The sequence below is a fragment of the Achromobacter maghribensis genome, from assembly GCF_057334215.1.
In genome coordinates this window covers 198,227-217,163 of sequence record NZ_JBHFII010000005.1, presented here as the reverse complement: position 1 = coordinate 217,163, position 18,937 = coordinate 198,227, and the positions used below count along the sequence as shown (strand labels likewise).

General features: G+C 66.9%; 17 protein-coding genes. 11 read left to right on the top strand and 6 right to left on the bottom strand.

The annotated features are described in order from the left end of the window. Positions 1 to 20 precede the first annotated feature (20 nt). The 11 genes from xsc to ACE039_RS02470 all read left to right on the top strand — a co-directional run bounded on the left by xsc (position 21) and on the right by ACE039_RS02470 (position 13,058). Entirely contained in the window at positions 21 to 1,832 is a 1,812-nt protein-coding gene (xsc, locus tag ACE039_RS02520) for a sulfoacetaldehyde acetyltransferase (protein WP_485821605.1), read from the top strand. A gap of 38 nt (positions 1,833 to 1,870) precedes the next feature. Continuing rightward, positions 1,871 to 2,809, top strand: a complete 939-nt coding sequence (locus ACE039_RS02515; protein ID WP_485821604.1) for a bifunctional enoyl-CoA hydratase/phosphate acetyltransferase — start codon at positions 1,871 to 1,873, stop codon at positions 2,807 to 2,809. 130 nt (positions 2,810 to 2,939) lie between these two features. Beyond that, positions 2,940 to 4,517, top strand: coding sequence for an ABC transporter substrate-binding protein (locus tag ACE039_RS02510; protein WP_485811905.1), 1,578 nt, complete (start codon positions 2,940 to 2,942; stop codon positions 4,515 to 4,517). Positions 4,518 to 4,529: 12 nt separating this feature from the next. Next, positions 4,530 to 5,498 carry an ABC transporter permease gene (locus ACE039_RS02505; RefSeq protein WP_448711372.1) on the top strand — a complete coding sequence of 323 codons (969 nt, stop codon included), beginning with the start codon at positions 4,530 to 4,532 and terminating at the stop codon, positions 5,496 to 5,498. Then, a complete protein-coding gene (locus ACE039_RS02500; RefSeq protein ID WP_310027733.1) occupies positions 5,495 to 6,397 on the top strand; it encodes an ABC transporter permease in 903 nt (300 codons plus the stop codon). Before ACE039_RS02505 ends, ACE039_RS02500 begins: the two co-directional genes overlap by 4 nt. Then, on the top strand, positions 6,394 to 7,392 hold the full coding sequence (locus ACE039_RS02495) for an ABC transporter ATP-binding protein (protein WP_485821603.1): 999 nt from the start codon (positions 6,394 to 6,396) through the stop codon (positions 7,390 to 7,392). The genes ACE039_RS02500 and ACE039_RS02495 overlap by 4 nt, the downstream gene beginning before the upstream one ends. Continuing rightward, positions 7,389 to 8,414: an ABC transporter ATP-binding protein gene (locus tag ACE039_RS02490; protein WP_310027735.1), complete on the top strand. Its 1,026-nt coding sequence runs from the start codon at positions 7,389 to 7,391 to the stop codon at positions 8,412 to 8,414. The genes ACE039_RS02495 and ACE039_RS02490 overlap by 4 nt, the downstream gene beginning before the upstream one ends. Before the next feature lie 25 nt (positions 8,415 to 8,439). Beyond that, positions 8,440 to 10,095, top strand: coding sequence for an amidohydrolase (locus ACE039_RS02485; RefSeq protein WP_313463375.1), 1,656 nt, complete (start codon positions 8,440 to 8,442; stop codon positions 10,093 to 10,095). 1 nt (position 10,096) lies between these two features. Next, a complete protein-coding gene (locus ACE039_RS02480) occupies positions 10,097 to 11,071 on the top strand; it encodes a CobW family GTP-binding protein (RefSeq protein WP_485821602.1) in 975 nt (324 codons plus the stop codon). Between the two features lie 110 nt (positions 11,072 to 11,181). Then, entirely contained in the window at positions 11,182 to 11,574 is a 393-nt protein-coding gene (locus ACE039_RS02475) for a nuclear transport factor 2 family protein (RefSeq protein WP_313463378.1), read from the top strand. 68 nt (positions 11,575 to 11,642) lie between these two features. After that, a complete protein-coding gene (locus ACE039_RS02470; RefSeq protein ID WP_105557143.1) occupies positions 11,643 to 13,058 on the top strand; it encodes an NAD(P)/FAD-dependent oxidoreductase in 1,416 nt (471 codons plus the stop codon). Between the two features lie 30 nt (positions 13,059 to 13,088). Here ACE039_RS02470 and pdxR read toward each other — a convergent pair whose 3' ends face one another. From pdxR to ACE039_RS02440, 6 genes are all read right to left on the bottom strand, one after another. Beyond that, positions 13,089 to 14,627, bottom strand: a complete 1,539-nt coding sequence (pdxR, locus tag ACE039_RS02465) for a MocR-like pyridoxine biosynthesis transcription factor PdxR (protein ID WP_485821601.1) — start codon at positions 14,625 to 14,627, stop codon at positions 13,089 to 13,091. Positions 14,628 to 14,756: 129 nt separating this feature from the next. Beyond that, on the bottom strand, positions 14,757 to 15,584 hold the full coding sequence (locus tag ACE039_RS02460; protein WP_105557145.1) for an ABC transporter permease subunit: 828 nt from the start codon (positions 15,582 to 15,584) through the stop codon (positions 14,757 to 14,759). After that, complete coding sequence (locus ACE039_RS02455) at positions 15,577 to 16,413, bottom strand: taurine ABC transporter ATP-binding protein (protein ID WP_105557146.1); 837 nt, start codon at positions 16,411 to 16,413, stop codon at positions 15,577 to 15,579. Before ACE039_RS02455 ends, ACE039_RS02460 begins: the two co-directional genes overlap by 8 nt. A gap of 30 nt (positions 16,414 to 16,443) precedes the next feature. Beyond that, positions 16,444 to 17,472: a taurine ABC transporter substrate-binding protein gene (gene tauA, locus ACE039_RS02450; protein WP_485821600.1), complete on the bottom strand. Its 1,029-nt coding sequence runs from the start codon at positions 17,470 to 17,472 to the stop codon at positions 16,444 to 16,446. A gap of 230 nt (positions 17,473 to 17,702) precedes the next feature. After that, positions 17,703 to 18,248: a GTP cyclohydrolase I FolE gene (gene folE / locus ACE039_RS02445; protein ID WP_105557148.1), complete on the bottom strand. Its 546-nt coding sequence runs from the start codon at positions 18,246 to 18,248 to the stop codon at positions 17,703 to 17,705. A gap of 129 nt (positions 18,249 to 18,377) precedes the next feature. Then, a partial coding sequence (locus tag ACE039_RS02440; protein WP_485821599.1) for a LuxR C-terminal-related transcriptional regulator occupies positions 18,378 to 18,937 on the bottom strand: 560 nt, incomplete at its 5' end.

Sequence of the window (18,937 nt, the reverse complement as noted above, 5' to 3'; positions counted from 1 at the left end):
GGCCTGCCAGGAGAGAGACCATGAGCAGCAAGCAACACATGACCCCCAGCGAAGCCTTTGTCGAAACGCTGGTCGCGCAGGGCGTCAAAGACGTATTCGGCATTGTCGGTTCGGCCTTCATGGACGCGCTGGACCTGTTTCCCGCCGCGGGCATCCGCTTCGTGCCCACGGTGCACGAGCAGGGCGCCGCGCACATGGCGGACGGCTACTCGCGCGTGACCGGCCGCCATGGCGTGTGCATCGCGCAGAACGGCCCCGGCATCACCAACTTCGTGACGGGGGTGGCCGCGGCGTACTGGGCGCACAGCCCGGTGGTGGCGATCACGCCCGAAACCGGCACGTCCGGCATGGGCCTGGGCGGCTTCCAGGAGACCGAACAACTGCCCATTTTTTCTCGCATTACCAAGTACCAGGCGCACGTGAATCGTCCGGACCGCATGGCGGAATTCACGGCCAAGGCCTTCGACACCGCGTTGGCCGAGCGCGGCCCGGCGCAGTTGAACATTCCGCGCGACTACTTCTATGGCGAGATCGACGTGGCCATTCCCGAGCCGCGCCGTATCCGTCGCGGGCCGGGCTCGGAAGAAGACCTGGAAGCGGCGGCCCGACTGTTGGCCGAGGCCAAGTTCCCGGTCATCGTTGCCGGTGGCGGCGTGCTGTTCTCGGAAGGCCAGGCCGAATGCGTGGCCTTGGCCGAACTGCTGGGCGCGCCGGTCGTGACCAGTTATCTACATAACGACGCCTTCCCCGCCAGTCATCCGCTGTGGTGCGGGCCGTTGGGCTACCAAGGCGCCAAGGCCGGCATGAAGCTGCTGTCGCAAGCCGACGTGGTGCTGGCGCTGGGCACGCGGTTGGGACCCTTCGGCACCTTGCCGCAGCACGGCCTGGACTATTGGCCGCAAGGCGCCCGCATCATCCAGGTGGACGCCGACCACCGCATGCTGGGCCTGGTGCGCCCGGTGTCGGTCGGCATCTGCGGCGACGCGCGGCCCGCCGCTGCGGCGCTGACCGCCAAGCTGAAGGGCCGCGAGGTAGCCTGCACCCGGACCAAGGCGGCGCGTGGCGACCAGATCGCCTCGCAAAAGGCCGAATGGGAAAAGGAACTGGACGGGTGGTCGCACGAACGCGATGACTGGAGCCTGGACATCATCGAACAGGGCGGCGGCCGCATGCACCCGCGCCGCATGCTGCGCGAGCTGGAACGCGCGATGCCCAAGCATGTGATGGTGTCCACCGACATCGGCAACATCTGCTCGGTCTCCAACAGCTATCTGCGTTTCGATGAGCCCAATTCCATGCTGGCCGCGATGAGTTTCGGCAATTGCGGCTATGCGTTGCCCGCGCTGATCGGCGCCAAGCTGGGGCGCCCGGACCGGCCGGCCGTGGCCTATGTGGGCGATGGCGCCTGGTGCATGAGTTTCCAGGAATTGCTGACCTGCGTGCGCGAGAAGATTCCGGTGACCGCCGTGGTGTTCCATAACGGGCAATGGGGCGCGGAAAAGAAGAACCAGGTGGACTTCTACGGGCGCCGATTCGTGGGCAGCAACCTGCTCAACCCGAACTTCGCCGAACTGGCGCGGGCAATGGGCGCCGAAGGCATCCGCGTCGAACACGCCGATCAGGTGGGCGCCGCGTTGCAGGCGGCATGCAAGGCACAGTCGGAAGGCAAGACCACCGTGCTGGAGATGATGGTCAGCCAGGAGCTGGGCGACCCGTTCCGGCGCGACGCGCTCAAGCAGCCGCTGCGCCTGCTGGACAAGTACAAGCAGTACGTGAACCAGCCGTTCCATTCAGGCGAAGTGCCGCTGTCGATCGAACCCGTCAAGGGTTGACCGATGCTTGCGGACATCCGCGGCAGGAGCACGTACCCATGGCAATCGACCGATTGTTCGAACCCCTGCGCGATGCCGCGCTATTGGCCGGGCGGCAGCGTACCGCAGTGGCTTATCCCTTGTGTCCGTCGAGCCTGGGCGCGGCGATCCAGGCGCGGGACGCCGGCTACATCGACCCGGTGCTGGTGGGCCCGGCGCGCCGCATCGCGGCCCTGCTGGCCGAGATGGGCGTCAGCCCCGGCGGGGTGGAAATCGTGGACACCCCGGAGGACGAGAAGCTTGCCGCGCGCGCTGCCGCGGCGTTGGCGCGCGACGGCGCCGTCGGCATGCTGATGAAAGGCAGCCTGCACACGGACCACTTCATGTCGGCCGTGGTGTCGCGCGAGTCCGGGCTGCGCACCGAGCGCCGCATCAGCCACGCTTTTGTCATGGCGGTCGAGGCGTATCCCAAGTGGTTCATCCTGACGGACGCGGCCGTCAACATTGCCCCCACCTTGCAGGAGAAGGCGGACATCGCCCAGAACGCCATCGATCTGGCGCGGGCGTTGGGCGTGCCGCGCCCGAAGCTTGCCGTGTTGTGCGCCACCGAATCCGTCAATCCGTCGATGCCCGCCACGCTGGACGCCGCCGCGCTGTCGAAAATGGCCGATCGCCAGCAGATCCGCGGGGGCGATATCGACGGGCCGTTGGCGTTCGACAACGCGATCTCGCGCGACGCCGCGGAGCAGAAGGGCATCGTGTCGCGCGTGGCCGGTGATGCCGACATCTTGCTGGTGCCGGACATTGAAGCCGGCAACATGCTCTACAAGGAGCTGACCTGGCTGGCGGGCGCGGGGACGGCCGGGCTGGTCCTGGGCACGCGCGTGCCGGTGCTGCTGACAAGCCGGTCCGACTCCATGCAGGCGCGGGTCAACAGCTGCGCGGTGGCGGTCCTGTATGCGCGCGCGGTCGCCGCGAACCTAGCCAGCCTTTCTTGAGCCTGCCATGGCCACGCTGGCACCAAAGACTCTGGCCGTTTGGTACTAAGGCTTGGTCCATGGGATCGCTACGCTAGTGTGAAAGCCATCCAATGAATGGCCTGGCGGCAAACACATCAAGGGAAAAATCATGCGCAGCGCAAGACAAGGCTTTGCAACGATTCTGGCGGTGATGGCGATGGCGGGTGGCGCCGTCGCGGCGGATGCGCCCAAACCCGGCGGCACGCTGGTGGTGGGGTCCACGCAGGTGCCGCGGCACCTGAACGGCGCGGTGCAATCGGGCACCGCGACGGCCTTGCCCAGCGCGCAGCTCTTTGCCAGCCCGTTGCGCTACGACGCCGACTGGAAGCCGCAACCCTACCTGGCCGAGTCCTGGGAACTGGCGCCCGACGGCAAGTCCCTGACCCTGCATCTGCGCAAGGACGCCGTGTTCCATGACGGCAAGCCCGTCACATCGGCGGATGTTGCATTTTCGGTCATGGCGGTCAAGAACAACCACCCGTTCCAGACGATGTTCGCGCCGGTGCAAACCGTGGACACGCCCGACCCCTACACGGCCGTGCTGCGCATGAGCCAACCGCATCCGGCGATTCTCCTGGCGTTGTCGCCGGCGCTGATGCCGGTGCTGCCCAAGCACATCTACGACGACGGCCAGGACATCAAGACCCATCCCCGGAATTCGACGGATGTGGTGGGTTCCGGGCCGTTCAAGTTCAAGGAGTTCAAGCCGGGGCAAGAGATCGTGCTGGAACGTTTCGACAAGTTCTTCCTGCCGGGAAAGCCTTATCTGGATCGCATTGTGGTGAAGATCAATCCGGATGCCACCAATCTGTTGATCGGACTTGAGCGCGGGGACATCGGGGTGTTGCCCTTCATGACCGAGCCGACCATCTTGCGCCGCGCCAAGGAAAACGCCGCCATCGTCATGACCAACCAAGGTTACGAAGGCATCGGCGCGTTGAGCTGGCTGGCTTTCAATACCGCGCGCAAGCCGTTGAACGATGTGCGCGTGCGGCAGGCCATTGCGTACGCGACCGACAAGGGTTTCATCACCAAGGCGTTGAATGCGGGCTTCGCCAAGCCTGCCGACGGGCCCATCGTCGGCACCAGTCCCTTTGCGACGCCTGACGTGAAGAAGTACCCGCTTGACCTGAAGAAGTCGGAGCAGTTGCTGGAAGAGGCCGGGTTCAAGAAGGATGCCAAGGGCGAACGCCTGACGCTGACGGTCGACTACATGCCGGGTTCGGACGTGCAGGGCAAGAACGTGGCGGAATACCTGCGCAGCCAGCTGAAGAAGGTGGGCATCGCGGTGCAGGTTCGCGCCTCGCCCGATTTCCCGACCTGGGCCAAGCGCATCGCCAGCCATGATTTCGACATGACGACGGACATCGTCTTCAACTGGGGCGACCCGGTCATCGGCGTGCACCGCACTTACCTGTCGACCAATATCCGCGACATCATCTGGACCAACACGCAGTCTTACTCCAATCCGAAGGTCGATGCGCTGCTGGCGCAGGCGGGCATGGAGACCGATGTGGAGAAGCGGCGCGCGCAGTACGCCGAGTTCCAGCGCCTGGTCACCGAGGATGTGCCGATCGATTTCCTGACGGTCATTCCGTACCACACCCTGACGTCCAAGAAAGTGCATGGCATGCCAGACGGGATCTGGGGCGTGCTGTCGCCGCTGGACGATGTCTACCTGCAATAAGACGAGGCTGCCATGCTGCGTTTTCTCTTGCGTCGCCTTGCCTACGCGGGCTTGCTGTTGCTGGCCGTGGTGACACTGAACTTCCTGTTGATCCACATCTCGCCCGGCGATCCCGTCGAGACCATCGCGGGTTCCATGGGCGGCATCAGCGAAGACCTGCGGGCGCAGTTGCGCACGCAGTACGGGCTGGACAAGCCTTTCCTGGTGCAACTGGGCCTGTACCTGGCGCAGGTGCTGCGGGGCGACCTGGGCTATTCCTACTTCTTCAACGTGCCGGTGGCGCACCTGATCTGGGAACGCGTGCCCGCCACGCTGCTGCTGGTGGTGACGTCGGTATTCAGCGCGTTCATCGTGGGCACGCTGCTGGGCACGCTGGCCGCCAGGAAGCCGAACGGGCCCCTGTCGCAGGGCATCACGCTGCTGTCGGTCGTGGGGTATTCGGCGCCCGTGTTCTGGACGGGCATCATCCTCATCATCCTGTTCGCATCCGCATTGCCGATCTTCCCGGTGTCCGACATGCGCTCGGCGGGCGGCCCGCAAGACGGCTGGGCGGGGGTGCAAGACGTGCTGCATCACCTGGTGCTGCCGGCGTTCACGCTGGCGTTCGTCTATCTGGCGCAGTACAGCCGCCTGGCGCGGGCCAGCGTCATGGAGGCGCTGTCCGCCGACTACATCCGCACGGCGCGCGCCAAAGGCTTGCCGGAACGTTCGGTCCTGTACAAGCATGCCCTGCGCAACGGCGTGCTGCCGGTGGTGACGATGCTGGGCTTGCAGTTCGGCAACGTGCTGGCCGGCGCGATCCTGGTCGAGACGGTCTTCAATTGGCCGGGGTTGGGGCGGCTGGCGTTCGACTCGGTGCTTCGGCGGGATTATCCGACGCTGCTGGGCATTCTGCTGTTCGCGTCGCTTCTCGTTGTGGTGATGAATCAGCTAACGGATCTGGCGTACCGCCTGATCGATCCCAGGATCAAGACATCATGAGCCAAGCGCCTTCCGTCATTCCCCTTGCCCCCGTGGCGGCCACGCCGTCGCGCGCGCCGGCCAAGCAGTCTTACGAGGCCCTGCGGGTGTTCGTCCGCAATCCGTCGGCGGTATTCGGCGTGCTGCTGTTGACGCTCATCCTGGCGGTGACGATCTTCGGGCCGATGCTGATGCAGGCGGACCCGTTTGAAATCGCCAGCGCGCCGATGGATCCCCCCGGCGGCGAGAGGCTGCTGGGCACCGACTACCTGGGCCGCGACGTGCTGACCGGCATGGTCTATGGCGGGCGGGCGACCCTGCTGGTGGGGGTGGTGGCCGCGGTGCTGTCGATGGCCATCGGCCTGACGGTCGGCGCGCTGGCCGGCTACTACGGCGGCTGGGTCGACGAAACACTGATGCGCATTACCGAGTTCTTCCAGGTGCTGCCCACCTTGCTCTTCGCCATGGTGCTGGTGACGCTGTTCACGCCGTCGCTGGCCACCATTGCCGTGGCGATCGGCGTAGTCAGCTGGACGGGCACCGCGCGGCTGGCGCGGGGCGAATTCCTGCGTTTGAAACGGCGCGAATACGTGCTGGCCGAACGCGTGATCGGGGCGAGCGATGCGCGCATCATCTGGCGGGTGATCCTGCCCAATGCGCTGGCGCCGCTGATCGTGTCTGCCACGCTGGCCATTGGCACGGCGATCCTGTTCGAGGCGGGCCTGTCGTTTCTGGGGCTGGGCGATCCCAACATCATGAGCTGGGGGCTGATGATCGGCAGCAATCGTCCGTACATCCTGACGGCCTGGTGGGCCGTGACGTTGCCCGGCGCCGCCATCTTCCTGACCGTGCTGGCCGTCAGCCTGATTGGCGACGGGCTGAACGATGCGTTGAACCCCACGTCGCGGGGGCGGTCATGAACGCGCGCCTGGACGTCCCCGCCCTGGAAGTCGAGTCGCTCAGCCTGGAGTTTCGCGCGCGCGGCCGGGTGGCGGAGGTCTTGAGCCAGGTCAGCTTCGAGCTGCGCGCCGGCGAGACCCTGTGCCTGGTGGGCGAGTCCGGTTGCGGCAAGAGCATGACGGCGCTGGCCATCATGCGGCTGATTCCCGCGCTGGGCCGGATCGGCGCGGGCCGCGTCCGGTTGTCGGGCGCGGATCTGGCGCTGCACGACGACGAGGCGATGCGGCGCGTGCGCGGCAACAAGATCTCAATGATCTTTCAGGAACCCATGACCGCGCTGAATCCCGTCTACACGGTCGGCGATCAGATCGCCGAGCCCTTGCGGCTGCACCAGGGGCTGAGCAAAGCGGACGCCCGCGCGCGCGCCATCGACATGCTGAAGTCGGTGGGCATACCCGTGCCCGAGCGGCGCGTGGACGATTATCCGCATCAGATGTCGGGCGGCATGCGCCAGCGGGTGATGATCGCCATCGCGCTGGCGTGCGACCCGGACGTGCTGATCGCGGACGAACCCACCACGGCGCTGGACGTCACCGTGCAGGCGCAAATATTCGATCTGCTGCGCGAGCAGCAGGCGCGGCGCGGCACCGCCGTGCTGCTGATCACGCATGACATGGGCGCGGTGTCCGAGATGGCCGATCGCGTCGTGGTCATGTATGGCGGGCGCGTGGTGGAGCAGGGCGGCGTGCGGCAGATCCTGTCGCATCCGCGCCATCCGTACACCCAAGGGCTGATCGCCTGCCTGCCCGAACTGGACCGCGAGCCGGACGATATCCGCCCGGACCTGCCCGAGATCCCCGGCGTGGTGCCGTCCGTGTGGGACCGCGGCGTGGGGTGCCCCTTTCTGGACCGTTGCAGCCAGTCGCTTGCGCGCTGTCGGACCGAGTTCCCGCCATTGGCGCGCGTGGCCGAGGGCCAGGACGTGGCCTGTTGGCTCTATCAGGAGACTGCATGATGGCGCAGCCGCACGTTCCCGCATTGCTGTCGGTCCGGAACCTGGCCGTGCATTTCCCGGTGGGTGGCAAGGGCCGCGACGGTAAACCCGTGGTGGTCAAGGCCGTCGACGGCGTGTCGTTCGATCTGGCGCGCGGGCGCACGCTCGCGATCGTGGGCGAGTCCGGCTCCGGCAAGACCACGACGGCTCTGTCGGTGTTGCGGTTGGCGGATCCGACTTCGGGCGCCATCCATTTTGACGGAACGGACCTGACCGCCCTGAACGGATCGTCGTTGCGGCAGATGCGCCGCCGGCTGCAACTGGTGTTCCAGGACCCGTATTCGTCGCTGAACCCGCGCCAGCGCGCCGAGGACATCGTGCGGGCGCCGCTGGACCTGATGCGCATCGACCCGCCCGGCGGGCGTGAAGCGCGCGTCGCCAAGATGTTCGAGCTGGTCGGCCTGCGCCCCGAACAACGCCAGCTGTTTCCGCACCAGTTTTCCGGTGGCCAGCGGCAGCGCTTGAACGTGGCCCGGGCGCTGGCCAGCGCACCCGACCTGATCGTCTGCGACGAACCCGTGTCGGCGCTGGATATCGCCATCCGGGCGCAGATCCTGAACCTGCTGCGCCGGATCCAGCGCGAGCAGGGGCAATCGTTTTTGTTCATTTCGCACGACATGGCCGTGGTCGAGCACATCTGCGACGACATCGCGGTGATGTACCTGGGCAAGATCATTGAACAGGCGTCGCGTCGCGCCTTTTTCACGCGCCCGCTGCATCCGTACAGCGTGGCGCTGATGTCGGCCGTGCCAACGGTAAAGGGCGGCCGCGAATCCGCCGCCCGTCGCGTGCGGCTGATGGGCGACCCGCCCAGCCCGGTGAACCCGCCGCCGGGCTGTCGTTTCGCCGGCCGTTGCCCGGCCGCGCAGCCTGACTGTTCTTTGCGCGAGCCCGAATTGCGCGAGGTGGTGCCCGGCCACCGTGTCGCCTGCCATTTCGTAACGGTCCGCGATGGCGCGCTGGTCGCGCCGCTTGCGGGCTGATCCCAACCATCATAAGGAACCCGCGATGACCCGGCCCGAAGGCAATACGACGATCTACGCCGCCCGCAGCATCCTGACCATGAATCCGGCCCAGCCGCGCGCCACGCACGTCGCCGTGCGGGACGGCCGCATCCTGGGCGTGGGCAGCCGGGAGGACCTGGCCGGCTGGGGGCCGGCCGACGTGGATGACCGGTATGCGGACAGGGTGCTGATGCCTGGGCTGGTCGAGGGGCATTGCCACTTGCCCGAAGGCGGCATGTGGAAATTCGTGTACGTGGGCTACTACGACCGCCGCGGGCCGGATGGCCGCCTGTGGAGCGGGCTGAAGAGCTTTGACGCGGTCGCCGGCCGCCTGCGCGAGGCCGAACGCAGCCTGCCAGCGGGCGAAACCCTGATCGGCTGGGGGTTTGATCCGATCTTCTTCGACGGCCAACGGATGCGCGTCCAGGACCTGGACCGCGTGTCGCCCGAACGGCCCATCGTCATCATGCACGCCAGCATGCATTTGATGAATGTGAATACGCCGATGCTCGCGCGCGCCGGCATCGACCGCGACACCGACATCGAAGGCGTGACGCGCCTGGAAGACGGCCGGCCCAGCGGCGAGCTTTGCGAATTTGCCGCCATGTTCCCGGTCATGCGCCTGATCGGCAGCCCGTTCCGCACGGTGGGGCTGTCGGAAGACGGGCTGCGCATGTTCGGCAAGGTGGCGCAGTGGGCGGGCGTGACCACCGCGACGGACCTGGTCAATGAACTGGGCGACGAAGGCGTGGCGACGCTGGCGCGCATTACGGCCGAAGCCGATTATCCCGTGCGCATCGTGCCCGCCGCCTCGGCGCTGACCTACGCGGGCGATCCGGCGCGCTGCCTGGAGAAGCTGGCGGCGGCCAAGCGGCTGAACCACGACAAGCTGCATCTGGGCATGGTCAAGCTGGTGGTGGACGGGTCGATCCAGGGCTTCACCGCCCGGGTGCGCTGGCCGGGCTACTACAACGGCGCGCCCAACGGCATCTGGGTTATCGCGCCGGCCGAACTGGACGCCACCGTCCAGGCCTATCATGACGCCGGCGTGCAGCTGCATATCCACACCAACGGCGACGAAGCGACGCAACGTGCGATCGAGGCCGTGGACCTGGCCCTGCGCCGCACGCCGCGCCGCGATCACCGGCACACGCTGCAGCATTGCCAGATGGCCGACGCGGCGCAGTTCCGGCGGATGGCCAGCCTGGGCATGTGCGCCAACCTGTTCGCCAACCACATCTACTATTGGGGCGACGCCCATTACGCGCTCACCATGGGGCCGGACCGCGCCAACCGCATGGACGCCTGCGCCTCGGCGGCGCGGGCGGGCGTGCCGTTTTCGATCCACTCCGATGCCCCCATCACGCCGCTGGGGCCGTTGTTCACCGCCTGGTGCGCAGCCAACCGCCTGACCGCCTCCGGCCGGGTGCTGGGCGAGTCCGAGCGGATCAGCGTGGACGCGGCGCTGCATGCCGTCACGTTGGGCGCGGCCTATACCCTGCACATGGATCATCTGGTCGGCTCGATAGAAGTGGGCAAGTACGCCGACTTCTGCGTGCTGGAAGACGATCCTGCGACGGTGCCCGCCGACCAGTTGAAAGACATCGCCGTGCGGGGCACCGTTATCGGCGGGCGGCCGCTGGCGCTGGAGGGCGCCTGACATGGCCGCCATCGGCGCGACGCGCATCCCGCTGACCGTCGTGGGCGGCTTTCTGGGGGCGGGCAAGACCACGCTGTTGAATCATGTGCTTAGCGCCAGCCGCCGCCGGGCGGCGGTGCTGGTCAACGACTTCGGTCCGATCGACATCGATGCCGGCCTGATCGCGCAGCGCGCGGACGAGGTGATCCGATTGGCCAATGGCTGCGTCTGCTGTTCGATGGCCGGCGGCCTGGACGATGCGCTGGCGCGCGTGCTGGCATTGGACCCACCGCCGGAATGGATCGTGATCGAGGCCAGCGGGGTGTCGGACCCGTCGCGCATCGCACAGGTCGGCATGTGCGACCCGCTGCTGCAATTGGAGGGCGTGGTGGTGCTGGTGGACGCCGCGAACGTGCGGGCCCTGGCCGATGATCCGCTGTTAAGCGATACGGTCGCACGGCAATTGCGGGCGGCCGATCTGCTGGTGCTGAACAAGACCGACCTCGTCACGCCGGAAGACCTGGGGCGGGTGCGCGAGTGGCTGCGTGGCATGACGCAAGGCGCCGCCATGGTCGACACCCGGGAAGGGCGCGTCGATCTGCGTTATCTGTCCGGCGAGGCCTTGCCGGGCGCGTCCGTCCACGATTGCGGGCATGCCGGTTGCGGCCACGCCGCGCATCATTGCGCGATGCCGCAGACGGACCCCGACCATCCGTTTCAGAGCTGGCTCTGGCAGGCGCCGGGCACGCTGAACGCCGACTGGCTGGCGGCGCAGCTTCGGCAAATGCCCCGGCAGTTGTTAAGGGCGAAGGGGTGGGTGCGCACGGACCGGCACGGGCTGGTGCTGGTGCAGTGGGCGGGCCGCCGCGTGCGGTATGACACGCAGGCGGCGCCGCCTGATGGCCTGGACGCACCGGGGGTGGTGTTCATCGGCTTGCGCGACGCCATCGATCCGCGGCAAGTGTCCGCATTGCTCACGCCCGCCACGGCCCCGTGACTGGTGCAAGCGATTTCCCGTTTCTGGTTCTAGACCCTGCCGGACCGCTCTCGTACCTTGGATCCTGTACGCAGGCGCATGCCGCGCTGGCGTCTATTGGAGGGTAGGCAATGCACAAGACCGTCACCGTGGAGATGCTGGCCGAATTCGCGGCTGCATGGAACCGCCACGACATCGATGCCTTGATGAGTTTCATGAGCGAAGACTGCGTGTTCGAGACCGTGGGCGGTCCGGATGCGTGCGGCAGCCGGCACACCGGCACGCAGGCCGTCCGCACGGCCTTCGCCGCCGCCTGGAAGAACTTTCCGGATGCGCAATGGAACAACGGCCGGCATTGGGTGGCGGGTGATCGCGGCGTATCCGAATGCACGTTCACCGGCACCGCCGCCGATGGATCAAGAGTGGAGGCCGACATGGTCGACGTCTTCACGTTCCAGGACGGCAAGATCCGCGTCAAGAACGCGTTCCGCAAGCAGCGCCCGGCTTTGCCGGCCCGTGCCTGAGGCCCCGCCTCGGGCCTCGGAAGCACTCCGGGATCTTTCCGGAAACACCCAGGACACGGATTCGAAGCATGGATACCCAAATGCCCTTCGACACCTCACGCCCGCCCCGTGCGGCCACCCCAGGGGCCAACGCCTACAACCCGACCTATGACCCGCTGGTGTCCCCGCCAGGCCGGGGCCAGGACTATGCGCCGACCTATTGGGTCGCCAGCGCTGGCGATCCGCCCGAGGACGACGGCCCGATCCAGGGCGATGTCGATGCCGACATGGTCATCGTTGGCTCGGGCTTCACCGGCCTGTCGGCCGCGTTGACCCTGGCGCGCGACTTCGGCGTGCGGGCGGTGGTGCTGGAAGCCAACCGCGTCGTCTGGGGCTGCACCAGCCGCAACGGCGGCCAGGGGCAGAACGCATCGGGCCGCCTGTACCGTTCGCAATGGATCGAGCGCTGGGGGCTGGACACCGCCCGCCGCCTGGATGCGGAGATCCGCGAGGGTTTCGAATACTGGAAGAGCCTGGTCGCGCAAGTGGACTGCGATGCGCAGCCGGGCGGCCATCTGTACACGGCGCATCGCCAGAAGAAGATGGGGTTCCTGGAGAACGAGGCTCGCGTGATGCGCGAGGTGTTCGGCTACGACGCCAGGATGCTTGGCAAGGCCGAACTGCGCGAACGCTATGTCGACGACCATGAAGCCGTCGGCGCCATGCACGAGCCCGATGGCGTGGGCGTGCACCCGCTGAAGCTGGCCTATGGCTACCTGCGCCAGGCGCGGGCGCTGGGTGTGCGCGTGCATCCATCCAGCCCCGTGCTGGGCTGGCGCAAGGAAAACGGCGTCATCCTGCTGGAGACGCCGGGGGGCGTGGTGCGCGCGCGCCGCGTGGCGTTCGCGACCGGCGGCTACACCGCGCAGGGCGTGAACCCGTTGCTGGACAACCGCATCATGCCGGTGCTGTCGAATTCGCTGGTGACGCGGGTGCTGTCGCCGGCCGAACGCGAGGCGGCAGGGTTGAAGAGCACCGTATTCATCACCGATACGCGCACCCTGCGTTTCTACTACCGTTTGCTGCCGGACGGCCGCATGCAGATCGGCAGCCGCAGCGCGCTACGCGGCGCCGATGCCGAGCACCCGCGCCATCTGGCGTTGCTGCGTGAAGGCCTGGCGCGCAAATTCCCGTCGTTGCGCGGCGTGGACGTCGCGTATTCCTGGTGGGGCTGGGTGGACGTCAGCCACGACATGATGCCGCGCGTGACGCAGCCGGATCCGGCGCTGCCCGTGTACTACGCGTTCGGCTATGGCGGCAATGGCGTGGCGTTTTCGGCCCACGCGGGCAGGCGGCTGGCCGAACGGATGATGGGCAAGGATGGCCTGGCCTGGGACCTGCCCATCTACGATTCGCCACTGCCGGGGCACTTGTTCGCGCCGTTCCGCCGGATCGGCCAGGGCTTGCTGTACCGCTGGTACCACCTGCGGGACGAACACCTGTAACCCTGGACTTCAAACGGGCGTTCGGGCCGCCTACGCCGCTGTGCGCAGGCGGTAACGGTGCACGACCTGTGCCAGCTTTTCGATCCCCGGCCCGATATGTTCGGGCCGGATCGACGTGAAGCCCACGCGCAGGTAGTTGCGTGGCGCGTCGTCGCCGTTCATGAAAAACACGTTCCCGGGTTCTACGACCACGCCTTCCGCCAACGCGGCTTCGGACAGCGCGGCGGCATCCAGCCACGGCGGTCCGGCCAGCCAGCAGGACGATGACCCCGTGATGGGAATCGCCTTGAAGTCGGGCAGATGCCGCGCCAGGGCCTGCGCCAGCTCGGCGCCGCGTTTCTGGTAGGCCTGCGACTGCTTGCGCAACAGGGAATGGTGATGGCCCAACGAGATGAACAGCGAGAAGGCGCGCTGGATATAGGCCGACGGGTGGCGCAGCATGAGCCGGCGCAGGGCCCGCAGTTCGCTCGTCAGTTCGCGCGGGGCAACGATATAGCCGATGCGCAGGCCCGGCGCGAACGATTTGGCCAGGCTGCCGACATAGATGACGCGGCCGTCGCGGTCCAGGCTTTTCAGCGCGGGGATCGCGCCTTCGCCCCAACGGCTTTCGCTTTCGAAATCGTCTTCGATGATCATGCTGTCGGCCTGGCGCGCCAATGCCAGCAGGCTTTCGCGGCGCTCCAGCGCCAGCGTGACCGTGGTGGGGCATTGGTGGCCCGGCGTGACGAACACATAGTCACAGCCCAGCAGGTGCGTGCCCGTGCACAGGCCGCGTTCGTCCACGGGCAACGGCAGCAGGTTGCGCGTGTGGCTGGCGAAGATATTGCGGGCATCGGGATACCCGGGGTCTTCCATGCCGACCACGGTGTCGTCGTTGACGAGCAGGTCGGCCAACAGGTAAAGCGCATGCTGCGCGCCGACGGTGATGACGATTTCCTCGGCGTCGGCCCAGACGCCACGGCGCGGCAACACCTGGGTGCGGATCTGCTCGATCAGGGTCGGGTCGTCGTGGGTGATGAGGTCGGGCGCCCAGCTGCGGATGTCCAGCACGGACAGCGCCTTGATGCAGCATTCGCGCCATTCGGCGGTGGGAAACAGGTCGGGGTCGAACTGGCCGTAGACGAAGGGGTAGGGCTGTTTCTGCCAGTCTTGCGGCTTGGTGATGTTGCGTTGCCGCGATGGCCGGAAGCGCAGCCGTTCGTCCCACCGCACGCGCCGCGGATCGGGCGCATCGGTCAGCGGGGCGGGGGGGATGGCATCGGAGGCGGAACCGGGATGCCCCTGCATGACGGAATCGCACACAAAGTGGCCGCTGCGTTCGCGCGACACCAGGTATCCCTCGCTGACCAGTTGTTGATACGCGAAAACGACGGTGTTGCGCGCGATGCGCAACTGGTCGGCCAGTTGCCGGCTGGACGGCACCGGCATCCCGGGGGGCAGATGGCCGCTGAGAATGGCCGATACCAGCATCTGGCGCACGCGGCCCTGCAGGCTGAGGTTGGGCGCGCTTTCCCTTTCAAACAGGCGTTCCCACAACACAGGCTTGAGCATCGAGGCCTGGCTGGACATGACGGCTCCTTGTGAAGGCGATGCGGGACCCCGGCGCAGGACGCGTGCGGGGTCGGGTTCCGGATCTGAGCCTCAGGATAGAGGAGCCGCCAGGGCGAAGAAATGGGGGATTGCCCTGTTTGGAATGTCCTAGATGCGTCCCTTCCAGGGGATGGCGAATTTCTCCAGGTAGCGCACCAGCAAGTCAAAGGCGAACGCGAACACGCCGATCACGATAATGCCCATGATGACGGTGTCGCTGGCCAGGAATTGGGCGGCGTTCAGCACCATGAATCCCAGGCCCCGGTCGGCGGCCACCATTTCGGCGGCGACCAGCGTGGTCCATCCCACCCCGATGCCGATGCGCATGCCGGTGAAGATCTCGGGCATGGCCGCCTTCAAAATCACGTGCCAGACAATCTGCATTCGCGTGCCGCCCATCGCGTAGGCGGCATGGATCTGCTCGATGGAGACCGACCGCACCCCGGCGCGGGCGGCGATCGCCATGGGCGCGAAGATGGCCAGATAAATCAGCAGGATCTTCGGAAACTCGCCGATGCCGAACCAGATGATGATCAGCGGCAGATAGGCCAGCGGCGGCAAAGGGCGGTAGAACTCGATGGGCGGGTCGAAGATGCCGCGCGCATAGCGGTTCACGCCCATCAGGATGCCGACTGGAATGGCGGTCAGGCAGGCCAGGAAGAAGGCGCCGAAGACGCGCGTCAGGCTGGCCAGCGCATGTTCGGCCAGGGTGGAATTGGCGACGCCGTCCGTCATGGCCGACACGAACTTGTCGTACACGGCAATCGGGGACGGCAGGAACAGCGGCCGCACCCAGCCGGCGCTGGTCACCAGGAACCACAGGGCGATCAGCGCCAGGCTGGTGATCAGGCTGATGTGCCCGCTGTAGCCGGCGCCCGGCGCGCCGTAGACCATCCCCGGCGTCGCGGGCTTATGCCCGGACCGGTTCCTAGACATGGACGACTTCGGGCGAGGCGGCGGCGCGCTCGTCGCCGTAGATGATGCCAAGGACTTGTTCGCGCATGGCGATGAAGTCGGGACTGGATTTGATGCCACGGCCATCGCGGGTCTCCAGGTAGCGCCGGTTGAAGTCCGGCGTGAAGGTGTGCGTGATGCGGCCCGGGCGAGGCGACATGACGATCAGCCGCGACCCCAGGAAGAGCGCCTCTTCCACGCTATGGGTGATGAAGAAGAACATCTTGCTGGTCTGCCGCCAGATATCCAGCAGCAGCTCCTGGATGGTCTCGCGCGTCAGTGCGTCCAGCGCCGCCATCGGCTCGTCCATCAACAGCATGGCGGGGTCGCAGGTCAGCGCGCGCGCGATGCCCACGCGTTGCTGCATGCCGCCGGACAACTGATAGATCATGTGGCGGTGAAAATCCTGCAACCCCACCAGTTCCAGATTGCGGCGGGCGCGGGCGCGGCGCGTCTCTTTGTCCACGCCTTGAAGCTTCAGTCCGAACTCGGTGTTCTCCAGCACGTTCAGCCAGGGCAGCAGGGCGTGCTTCTGGAAGACGACGCCGCGGTCGGCGCCGGGGCCGACGATGGGCTGGCCGCCCAGCGTGATTTCCCCCTCGGTGGGCGACAGGAATCCGGCCAGCAGGCTTAGCAAGGTGGTCTTGCCGCAGCCCGAGGCGCCCAGCGCTACGACGAATTCGCCGGGCTGGATGGTCAGGTTGACGTTTTGCAGCGCAATCACCGGCCCGCTATCGTGCAGGCCGGGATAGGTGACGCTGACTTGTTCCGCGCATAGGCGCTGCGCGGCGGAGGTGGACGGCATGGTCATGCGGGCTCCCCTTCAGGCGCGCCGGGCCGCTTACTTGGCCGCGGCTTTCGCGTACTGGTCGGTGACGTGCGGGCTGTAGTCGGCCAGCGCGCGGTCGATCTGCTTCTGGTCCTTCAGGAACGTGGCGCTTGCCGCAAAGGCCCGCGCCGCGCCCGATTCCTTGCCGCCGCCCAACCATTCGTTCGAGGCTTGTTCCTGCGCGGTGGGGAACACCAGCAGGCCCAGCGCTTCGACGACGTCGTCCGGCTTGCCGCCGATGAGGCGCACGATGCCCTTGACCTGGGGCGATTCGGCGGTCCACTTGGCGCCGTTGGCGCGATAGTCGGCGTAGGACTTGGCCAGCACGCCGGTAAACGCGGCCATGAACTTGGGATGCTTGGCGGCCCAGGCGCGATCCACCACGATACCGTCGAAGGTTGGCACGCTGGCGGCCCCGATCTGCTGGGAGTCCGCGATGATCTTTCCGCTCTTGGCGATTTCAGTCAACGCGGGCGGCCAGACATAGGCGGCATCGATGTCGCCGCGCTGCCAGGCCGCCACGATCTGCGGGGGCTGCATGTTCAGGATGCGCACGTCGCGCGGCGCGATCTTCCAGACCTGCTCCAGGCCCACCAGCAGATGGAAGTGCGAGGTCGACACGAACGGCGTGGCCACGCGCTTGCCTTTCAGGTCGGCGGTGCTGTTGATGCCGGAACCGTTGCGGACGACCAGCGCTTCGGATTTTCCGATGTTGTCCAGGACCCAGAACAACTGCATGTCCACGCCCCGGGTGGACGCCGAGGTGATGCCGGTGGACCCTAGAACGCCGACCGGCACGTTGCCGGAGGCCAGCGCGGTGGAGATGTCGCCGCCGGACGTGAACTGCCGCCAGTCGACCTGGTAGCCGGCCTCTTTCAGGGCGGTGTCGAAGCTGCCGTCGGCGATGGCGGACAGGAACGGCCCCACGATCAGCTGGTAGCCCACAACCAGCTTGGTCTGGGCGTAGGCGGGTGCGGCCAGCAGCGCGGCGGCCAGGCCGGCAAGGGTGCAGCGGCGGATGTGGCGGAATATCGCGTTCATGGTGGTCTCCGAGAGAGAGCGGCCGCGCCCCGGCGCAACCGGCTTGCTGGGTGCCAGTTTGCCCGGATGGGACCAGAACGCTAGGGCCAGATGCCTGGATCAGTAGGAGCCAAACCCCCCGGCGCCCAAAGCGGCCGGGGGCGCCTGCCGCGTCGGCGGTGCCGTGTACCGGCATCGTCGTCGCAGCGGGCGGGCCCGCGATATGCGCCAAAAGAAGGGTGGCGGTCCTGCTATCGGATGAGGCTGAGGAATTCGGCCCGGGTCGACGGGTTGTCGTGGAATTCACCCAGCATCACGGACGTGACCATGGACGAGTTCTGCTTTTCCACGCCACGCATCATCATGCACATGTGCTGGGCTTCGATGACGACGGCCACACCCGCCGCGCCCGTGACGGTCTGGACGGCTTCGGCGATCTGGCGGCTGAGGTTTTCCTGGATTTGCAGGCGGCGGGCGTACATTTCGACGATGCGCGCCACCTTGGACAGGCCCAGCACGCGGCCGGCCGGCAGGTAGGCCACGTGCGCCTTGCCGATGAAGGGCAGCATGTGGTGTTCGCACAGCGAGTAGAGCTCGATGTTCTTGACCAGCACGATTTCGCGGGTGTCCGACGTGAACAGCGCGCCGTTGACGATTTCGTCCAGGTTCTGGCCGTAACCGCGGCACAGGTGGCGCATGGCCTTGGCCGCGCGGGCCGGCGTATCGGCCAGCCCTTCACGGGACGGGTCTTCCCCTAGTGCTTCGAGAATGGCGGTGTAGTTCTTTTCCAATGACATGGGGACTCCTGGGGGCAGCGCGCGCGTCGTGGCGGTGTGTCGTGTCGGCTGGCGTCGGGGACGCAGCAATGGAGGCAAGTCTACCGCAGCACGGGCAGCGGGTCAGGCCGCCGGCGTGAACCCCGGGGCTCAAACGCCGCGGTTTTCCACGGCGTACTTGATCAGCTCGGCCTGCCCGTCGATGCCCAACTTGCGCTTGATGTTCAGCCGGTGCGTCTCGACCGTGCGCACGGACAGGCCCAGCGCCTGCGCGATCTGCTTGTTGGCCTGGCCGCTGGCGATGTGGCGCAGCACGTCGCGTTCGCGCTGCGTCAGGAGGGTGGCGGGGGCGCTGGCCTGGGACAGCCGCACGGCCACGGCCGCGCTGAAGTAGCTGCGGCCCGCCACGACCGCGCCGATGGCGGTGACGATCTCTTCGGCCGGTTCGTCCTTCAGCAGATAGCCCCGGGCGCCGGCCTTCACCGCCTGCACCATGTATTCGGGGTTGTCGTGCATGGATAGCACCAGCACGGCAATCTGGGGATAGCGTTCATGCAATTGCGCCGTCAGCTCCAGCCCGCCCACGCCTGGCATGTTCAGGTCCATCAGCACCAGGTGGGGCAGGGTGTCGCCCTGGGGATCCTCGGCCAGACATGCCGCCAGGAACAGTAGCGCCGCCTGCGCGTTGCCGGCTTCGCCCACCACGCGCA